Annotated in this window: 7 protein-coding genes and 1 pseudogene; 6 read left to right on the top strand and 2 right to left on the bottom strand. The window is 48.0% G+C overall.

What is annotated here, in order from left to right; translation table 11 throughout:
* Window positions 1-271: 271 nt before the first annotated feature.
* The 5 genes from T500_RS16140 (at window position 272) to T500_RS0114500 (ending at window position 6,779) form a co-directional block, all read left to right on the top strand.
* Window positions 272-1,162 carry a helix-turn-helix transcriptional regulator gene (locus T500_RS16140; RefSeq protein WP_036909250.1) on the top strand — a complete coding sequence of 297 codons (891 nt, stop codon included), beginning with the start codon at window positions 272-274 and terminating at the stop codon, window positions 1,160-1,162.
* A gap of 194 nt (window positions 1,163-1,356) precedes the next feature.
* The gene (gene dinB, locus T500_RS0114515) at window positions 1,357-2,445 is read left to right on the top strand and encodes a DNA polymerase IV (protein ID WP_028908704.1); all 1,089 of its coding nucleotides are present in this window, start codon (window positions 1,357-1,359) and stop codon (window positions 2,443-2,445) included.
* 289 nt (window positions 2,446-2,734) lie between these two features.
* Window positions 2,735-4,117 (top strand): TolC family protein, encoded by a 1,383-nt coding sequence (locus T500_RS0114510; RefSeq protein ID WP_028908703.1) that lies wholly within the window; start codon window positions 2,735-2,737, stop codon window positions 4,115-4,117.
* 2 nt (window positions 4,118-4,119) lie between these two features.
* Window positions 4,120-5,148, top strand: a complete 1,029-nt coding sequence (locus T500_RS0114505; protein ID WP_028908702.1) for an HlyD family secretion protein — start codon at window positions 4,120-4,122, stop codon at window positions 5,146-5,148.
* Window positions 5,148-6,779: a hypothetical protein gene (locus tag T500_RS0114500; protein WP_028908701.1), complete on the top strand. Its 1,632-nt coding sequence runs from the start codon at window positions 5,148-5,150 to the stop codon at window positions 6,777-6,779. The genes T500_RS0114505 and T500_RS0114500 overlap by 1 nt, the downstream gene beginning before the upstream one ends.
* 133 nt (window positions 6,780-6,912) lie before the next feature.
* Here the strand turns inward: T500_RS0114500 and T500_RS16570 are convergent, their stop codons facing one another.
* Together T500_RS16570 and T500_RS0114490 are read right to left on the bottom strand one after the other, a co-directional pair.
* Window positions 6,913-7,170, bottom strand: coding sequence for a hypothetical protein (locus T500_RS16570; RefSeq protein WP_155267582.1), 258 nt, complete (start codon window positions 7,168-7,170; stop codon window positions 6,913-6,915).
* Window positions 7,171-7,225: 55 nt separating this feature from the next.
* Window positions 7,226-7,570 carry a winged helix-turn-helix transcriptional regulator gene (locus T500_RS0114490; RefSeq protein WP_028908700.1) on the bottom strand — a complete coding sequence of 115 codons (345 nt, stop codon included), beginning with the start codon at window positions 7,568-7,570 and terminating at the stop codon, window positions 7,226-7,228.
* Between the two features lie 220 nt (window positions 7,571-7,790).
* Here T500_RS0114490 and T500_RS0114485 point away from each other — a divergent pair.
* Window positions 7,791-8,038, top strand: a pseudogene (locus T500_RS0114485) (cupin domain-containing protein); the annotation flags it as partial.

Raw genomic sequence — 8,038 nt, 5'->3', positions numbered from 1 at the left:
GATTCCAGTAAAGAGTCAACTTATTCAGTAAAGCGACTGTCAACTATATCAGGAAAAAAGCAATAAACTGTCAACCAAAATCAGGAAAAGACATAACGGTGTGACGCAGTGACACTGTGACGCAGTTGCATAAGGATTTTTGAAATGAAGATTATGGAAGTAACCTCGACCGAAGGTCAGGGTTCGCCTGATACAGACGTAAAAGGGTGGGGAGGGGATTTTTTTGCTTATTTATTTGGCTTTTTACTCACTTATTCGTATCTTTGCAGGCATGAAACCAGCTCAGATATTTTACCAGTACATCTGGATTATTAATACGCTCAGGGCCTATCATAAACTGACCCTGGAAGAACTGAACCAGAAGTGGAAGGATGATGGCGTAATCGACGGCAACCCGTTGCAGCGTTCGACGTTTAACCGCCATCGCGACTCCATCCTGGCTATGTTTGGCATCATTATCGATTGCGAGCCGAAAACGTATAAGTACTACATCAGTAATATGGATGCACTGAACGATGGTGCTGTTGAAAGTTGGCTGTTCTCTACACTTACTGTGCATGGCGTGCTGGCCGATAGTGTGGCTGTGAAGGATAGATTGGTGCTTGAAAATGCACCTGCTGGCGTGGAATTTCTCGACGTGATTATTCGCGCCATACACACTAACCGCCGTTTGCGTATGGGGTACAAGAAGTTTGAGGCTGAGGGTTATGAGAAGGTGGTTTGTCCCTATGCCCTGAAGCTGTTTCACCAGCGCTGGTACTTGTTGGCACTTAACGATGAGGAACAGATGCGTATATACGCCCTCGACCGTATGACGATGATGGAAATAACTGACGAGACCTTTGAGATGCCAGCCAACTTCTCGCCGCAGGCGTATTTTACAGAATACTATGGTGTACTGACAGATAATACGCCGATGACACATGTAGTGGTGCGTGCCCATAAGTGGATGCCGAACTACCTGCGCACGTTGCCCCTGCACCACTCGCAGCGTGAGCTGGATTCGACACCCGATTATACGGATTTTGCATTCGATATCCGACCAACATCCGACTTTTTGGGCGAGCTGCTGCGCCACAGCGATGGCATAGAAGTGCTGGAACCACAGGAAATTCGTGTGAAAATACGTGAAATGATAGAGGAAGCGCTTAAAAGATATTAAAATTCTAAGGGGTGTCCCAACTTTTGGGACACCCTCCGGTTTATTTTGCACCCGATAACTTAATTGTCGAACTTAAAAAAGATTATTGTTATGGAAGGTGCATTTATTGTGTTTGTAATCCTGATTGCCGTAGGCAGCATGGTGAGCGAATTAATTAAGGACGTTGATACAGATTCAACAGTTACTGAGTAGGAATGAAGATTATTCATGTGGATATGGACCAGTTTTTCGCGGCTGTAGAGCAGCGCGATAATCCGGAACTGAAGGGCAAGCCGATAGCGGTGGGGCACGACGTGGAACGTGGCGTGGTGTCGACTGCAAGCTATGAGGCCCGACGGTTCGGGGTGCATTCGGCGCAATCTATACAGTTGGCTAAGCGTCTGTGTCCGCAGCTTATCATCGTTGAGCCGCATTATCAGCGATATAAAGAGGTGTCGATGCAGCTACACGAGATATTCCACGATTATACCGACCTGATTGAGCCGATATCGCTGGACGAGGCTTTTCTGGATGTAACGGAGAATAAGCGGGGGATAGAACTGGGTGTGGATATCGCACGCGAAATAAAGCAGCGCATACGTGAGACTACCGGACTGACGGCGTCGGCAGGTGTAAGCTACTGTAAGTTTCTGGCTAAGATTGCCTCTGACTGGCGCAAACCTGATGGACTGACAGTGATTCACCCCGACAGGGCGCTCGACTTTATTGCCCAGCTGAAGGTGGAGAAAATTTGGGGCGTGGGTCAGAAAACGGCTGAGAAGATGCACCGTATGGGCATTTTTACGGGTATGGATCTGAGGAACACGTCGCTGGCACGATTGACTCAGGACTTTGGTAAGATGGGGCAGGTGTTTTACGACTTTGCGCGAGGTATTGATACCCGTCCTGTAATCAGTGAGTGGGAGCGGAAAAGTGTGAGCTGCGAACAGACTTTTGAGACGGATATCAGCGAGAATGCTGCTGTTACCATCCACCTATATCAAACGGTGATGGAGCTGGTGCGCCGTATCGAGAAAAACGATTTTGAGGGGCGTACGTTGACGCTTAAGGTTAAATTCCTGGATTTTAAACAAATCACCCGCAGCATCACTGTGGATCATGTTCTTTGCACAAAAGATGATATTCTGCCATTGGCCAAACAACTGATGCAAGGAGTAGAGTTTCACTCGCATCCTATCCGTTTGTTAGGCTTGGGAGTATCCAATCAGGCCACCTCATCGCCACAAAAAGGTCCCCAATGGATAGAGCTAGAACTCCCCTTCGCCCCCTGGCCCGATGAATAAAAAAAGTTGATTTCGCGAACGCTACAGAGCATCACTTTTTCGATTTTTTAAGATGAAAAGTGTATTGTGTTTGACGTTTTTTTTGTACCTTTGCAGCCGTTTTTAGGATTTCGTAATTAATAGTGCTCGAAATTCTTCTTTGGATTTGTTCCCTAATCCGAGAGGTTTGTAGCGCATTGTGGCAAACGGGAGGTTTGTCCGAACCATGAAGGTTCATTATTCGTATTTCCGAGGGAAGGAATATTTTTAGTACGAGTAATGAATTATAAGAGAAAAAAATTTCTTTGTAATGAGTAGTCACAAGTATTTTTGTGCTCTGACAGTCTCGATGATAGTCGGAGCAAGTTGCTGTGTACCTTCGTATGCACAGCACAAGATGAGTCTTCAGTCATTTTTTGACCTGGCTGACCGTCAGAATCAGCACATTAAGGTGAGCGAAGCGGCATTGAAGGCAGCAGAAGAAGGGGTGGCATCGGCAAAATCAGCCATGCTGCCAAGTGTTGAATTCGGTGTGCAAGGCTCTTATACGGGCAATGCATTCCTGATGTCAAGAGGTTTCTCAACCAGTGGCACCACGGAGTATATCGTTCCTGGGTTGGGCCCTCAACAGGTGCAGAATGGCAAGCAGCCCACACCACATTGGGGCAACAGCTTCACCGCTCAGGCAAGTCAGGTGATCTATACTGGTGGGGCCATCAGCTCAGGCATTGAAATGGCAAAGCTGGGACGCCAGTTGGCAGAGCTTGATGTGGAGAAGAATCGTCAGGAGGTACGTTTCTTGCTTACCGGTTATTACCTTGACCTCTGCAAACTGCAGAACCAGCTGCAAGTGATAGCAAAAAACATAGAGCTGACGGAAAAAGTCATCGAACAGATGAAGGCTCGCAGAGAACAGGGAACGGTGTTGAAGAACGACATCACACGATACGAACTGCAACTGCAAAGTCTTCTGCTTACAAAGACCCAGCTTGATGATGCACAGAAGATTATCCGTCATCAGATGAGCACAGCCATCCATCTGTCTGAGGGAGAGGATTTTGAGGTGGATACGCAGTCGGTCGAAGAGGAAGGTATGGCGCTCAAGACGCTCACCTCAGAAGAGTTGTGGCAACAGACTGCAGCAGAAAACAATATCGATATCCGTCAGGCTTCGCTTGCCACAGAAATATCGGAACAGAAAGTCAGAAACACGCGTGCAGCCTCGCGACCATCGGTGGCTGTAGTGGCAGAAAACAACCTCGCGGGTCCATATACCTCCGATCTGATTCCAAAGGATGCCAACGTTAACGTGTGGTTTGTTGGCATTGGTGTGAAATATAATCTGTCAAGTCTCTGGAAGAACAAGCATGCTATCCGTAAGGCAAGACATGAAAGCACTCAGGCTCGCCAAAGTGTGCAGTTGGCACGCGAAGGCGTAGAGAATGGTGTACAGGCCTGCTATACCAATCTGCTGACCAGTTCAGTAGAGGTGAGCACACAGGAGAAACAGGTTGAACTGGCCAATCAGAACTATACGGTGGTGAAGAACCGTTACGATAATGACCTGGCTTTGCTCACCGATATGCTCGATGCCTCGAACATGAAACTTTCTGCCGATATGGCTTTGGTGAATGCCCGCATCAGCATGCTTTACAATTATTTCAAACTTAAATATATAACAAATACACTATAAAGATGGAAAAGAATAAGATTACGACTTATATTTATAATGCGATTGTGATACTTTGTATCGTAGGCGGCGCTGTTTATGCAGCCAGTCAGTTTATGTATTTCGGTGGTGGCGAGGTGACGGATAATGCCCGTGTGTGCCAGAATATCGTGCCACAGAACTGCCGCGTGCAGGGTTTTATCCGCGAGGTGCGCTTCAATGAGTTTCAGGAGGTGAAGAAGGGCGATACGCTGGTTGTCATTGAGGATGCCGAGTTCCGACTTCGTCTGGCTCAGGCAGAAGCCGATTTGACCCGTGCTGAGCGCGGTTCGCAGGGTACAGCAAGCAGTATCCATACCACTAAGACCAGTATCGGCGTGACCGAAGCAGGCATTGAAGCTGCTCGTGTGCAGATGGAGAATGCAAAGAGAGAGGATGCGCGTTTTCAGAAACTGCTGGAACAGGATGCCGTCACCCAGCAGCAGTATGACAATGTCCACACGGGTTATCTGAGTGCCAAGGCCGGATATGAGCAGGCACTTCGTTCGCGCAACACACAGACGGCTGTTGTGGCAGAGCAAGGACATCATCTCTCAGCTTCAGAAGCTGCCATCGAACTGGCTCGTGCACAGGTGGAGATAGCCCGACTGAACCTCTCGTATTGCTACATCATTGCCACTTGCGATGGTGTGGTGGGTAGCAAGGATATCCATGTGGGGCAGCTGGTTAATCCCGGTCAGACAATGGTGAGCATCGTTGACAAACATGAGAAATGGGTGGAGGCCAACTATCAGGAGTCGCAGATGCCAAATATCAAGGTGGGCGATAAAGTGCGTTTTACTGCCGATGCTGTTCCTGATGTGGAATATACAGGTGTGGTAGAGCGTATCAGCGATGCTACAGGCAGTGCGTTCTCGTTGATTCCTATCGACAATGCAACTGGCAATTTTGTTAAGGTAGAGCAGCGCGTGACGGTACGTGTACGGATTGATGCCTGCGATGAGGTGAACAAGCTGCATGGCGGCTATAACGTGGTTTGCAAAGTAGAAGAGTAATGGGAAAGCTGACTGAGTTTTTGATGAAGGCACCACCGCCACCAGCAGGCATGGGTTTTGCTATGCCGATGATGAAAGGGTGGGTGCCTCGCAAGTTGCAGCCTTGGATTTACGTCCTTACGGCTCTGTGCTTCCAATTCTCGGGAGGTATATATCTGGGTGCTCTCGACGAGATTCGTGGCACCACCAACTTCATGATAGAGGATGTGATGTTCCTGCTCTATGCCACGCTTGCGGGCATGGCTATGTGGTTTCCTATGTTGTTTAGGATGAAATTCCGCTTCACCAATCAGCAGTTGCTATGTACCTCGGCCATCGTGATGGGCATCTGCAACGTTATCACGATAAATAGTCAGTCGATGCCTGTACTTGTTGTAACATGCTTCATTGCAGGCATTGCCAAGATTCAAGGAACATTCGAGTGTATGAGCAACATCCAGTTGTGGATTACGCCAAAGCGCGACTTCGCCGTGTTCTTCCCTGTGCTCCACATCATCCTTCTCACCGCCATCGAGGGTGGGGGATGGCTTGCTGCCTGGATGGGGCATCATTTTACCTGGCAGATGATGCACGCCTTTACCGTAGGCACCATGTCGTTTGTGCTGTTGACACAAATTGTTCTGTGTCGTCCGTTCTGTCCTATGCCCAACAGGTTCTCGCTGAAGGGGACCGACTGGCAGGGCGCACTGCTCATCTGTGTCACGATGCTTCTGTTCTCGTACATCTTTGTCTATGGTGATCACTACAGGTGGTTCGCAAACCGGTATATCAGAATGGTGGGGGCATTTGCACTCATCTTTGCAGGACTCACCCTCTACCGACTGATTCACAATCGCTATCCATACGTCGAGCTGCGACTGTTGAAATGCCGCAACGTGGTACCTATTCTCATCGTTACCATATTGGCAGAACTGGCTTTCGGTGCCGAGCATACACTGGAGGAGATACTCTACACAGAGGTCGTCGGATTGGAAGAACTCACCAAGGAGAGTCAATATATGTGGGCATTGCCAGGCATGTTCCTGGGTATAGCGTTCGACCTCTACTGGCTAAAGGTTCAGAAGTGGAAGGTATGGAAACTGATAGGTATAGCCTTCCTCTCCATCAGCGCTTACGCCTTGCTGATGTATTCCACGTTGGGTATGGCGGTGAACATCGAGCAATACCAACTGTCAATCATGCTCCGCGGCTTTGGTTATGGTGTTCTTGCACCAACCCTGATGTGGGCTTTGGATGAATCGGTACCCAGTCTTGAGATGTTCTTTATGGGACTGTTCGTGTTCAACATCCCGCACATGTATCTTGGTGGTGCTATGGGCTATGGTTTCTATACCACCATTTTCTCGCATTTCCTGAATGAGGACATGATGAACTATGGTCGTCAGCTGACACTCACAAACCTCGACCTCTCACAATTTGATTTCGGCGCGTTCATGGGCAATAGTTATTTGCATTCTATGATGCTCGTAGCTATTAAACAGGTGTATGGTTACGTCATCTGGTTTGCCCTGCTCCTGGCGTCTGTCTTCCTGTTGTGTGATATTCCTGCTGTGAGAACCAACATACGCAAAGTGCCTCTATGGCCTGTATTGGCAATAGAATATCTGGCGAGGAAACATAAGAATGCTTAACTGAGTTTAATGGATTGTCAGCATAGTTTAGCGAGTTTAAATCCGTGCCAGTTTGACTTCAGCGATTGTCATTCTGGCACGGATTCTTTTAGCAAAACCTCGACATGAAGTGTATCGTGCCTAGGATTCAAAATCAGTCATAATACTCAATCTTCAGTTCCTCGCTGACATTGAAATCATCGTGAAAACCGTCATCGTAGGTATAGATAAGTCGTAACCCACGATAGACTGACGGAACTTTCAGCGTATCGAGCAGATGCCATTTGGGCCGACCAAAGTCGTATGATTCCCTGTCGAGCAGGATGCGGTTGGTGGTATAGTCGAAATGATAATAGCCGCCACCGATGCATTGATCGCCAGGTTTCAGCAGGTCTTTATGCTGATTGACCATGCCGAGGCGAAACACGCCATCCATTGTGATGATGAACTTGGGGAGTGCCATACCTTCAATCGGTTACCACTTCATTGAAATGTTCCTTGCCCCAAGCTATCAGAGCCGTAAGTGCTGGCATCAGCGATTTGCCTGTCTCTGTCAGGGAATATTCCACTCGGGGAGGGACCTCCGGATAGACCTCACGATGTACCAGATGGCTCTGCTCCAGGTTTTTCAGCGTAGCCGAGAGCATCTTCTGGGAACAGTCCGTCATCAGGCGACGAATCTCATTAAAACGCAATACGCCCGTCTCGCTGGTGTGGAGCATATAGAGCACCAGCATAGACCACTTGTCGCCGAAACGACTCACTACTTGCCTGATGGGACAGGCTAAATATTCAGCTTTGATATCTGCCATAACTTCTAATTTTTCCGCAAAGGTAACCAATAGTTACTGAATTACCAAATCACACTTGGTTAATCTAAGTTAACGTCACTTTCGCAGAAGCCCGATAACATCACAATTCCTACTTTTTGGTAACTATCTCACCAAAAAGTGCCTTCTTGTGGGAATGTTTTTTTCGCTGTACCTTTGCAGCGTCAAAACGAACAAATAACATTTTAAACGAATAAGAATTATGAAACAGATTGAGACAATTAAGAGTGGTAAGAATTACAGCGCAGTAAGCGTAGGTAAGATGAGTGAGATTATCGAGCACGTGCTCCCCATGGGACCGAACGTAACCATTCAGGGCAAAGTATTTGCAGGTCAGGCCGTAGGTGCAACTGGCAGCGAACTGAGTTTCCAGACACTCGTTCCTGGTCAGGACAGCGGTTTCCTGCACACCCACAAGACTCACGAGGAACTTTACATTATCCTGAAGGG

The sequence above is a fragment of the Xylanibacter ruminicola Ga6B6 genome, assembly GCF_000687715.1.
Classification (GTDB): Bacteria; Bacteroidota; Bacteroidia; order Bacteroidales; family Bacteroidaceae; genus Prevotella; species Prevotella ruminicola_B.
Note: the sequence above shows the minus strand (reverse complement) of the source record. Positions and strands in the feature narration are given on the sequence as shown.

What these genes read in the sequence shown, in the direction of transcription:
- T500_RS0114510 (WP_028908703.1), top strand. Translation starts at nt 2,735, where the DNA reads ATGAGTAGTCACAAGTATTTTTGTGCTCTGACAGTCTCGATGATAGTC.
- T500_RS0114490 (WP_028908700.1), bottom strand. Translation starts at nt 7,570, where the DNA reads ATGGCAGATATCAAAGCTGAATATTTAGCCTGTCCCATCAGGCAAGTA.
- dinB (WP_028908704.1), top strand. Translation starts at nt 1,357, where the DNA reads ATGAAGATTATTCATGTGGATATGGACCAGTTTTTCGCGGCTGTAGAG.
- T500_RS0114505 (WP_028908702.1), top strand. Translation starts at nt 4,120, where the DNA reads ATGGAAAAGAATAAGATTACGACTTATATTTATAATGCGATTGTGATA.
- T500_RS16570 (WP_155267582.1), bottom strand. Translation starts at nt 7,170, where the DNA reads ATGGTCAATCAGCATAAAGACCTGCTGAAACCTGGCGATCAATGCATC.
- T500_RS0114500 (WP_028908701.1), top strand. Translation starts at nt 5,148, where the DNA reads ATGGGAAAGCTGACTGAGTTTTTGATGAAGGCACCACCGCCACCAGCA.
- T500_RS16140 (WP_036909250.1), top strand. Translation starts at nt 272, where the DNA reads ATGAAACCAGCTCAGATATTTTACCAGTACATCTGGATTATTAATACG.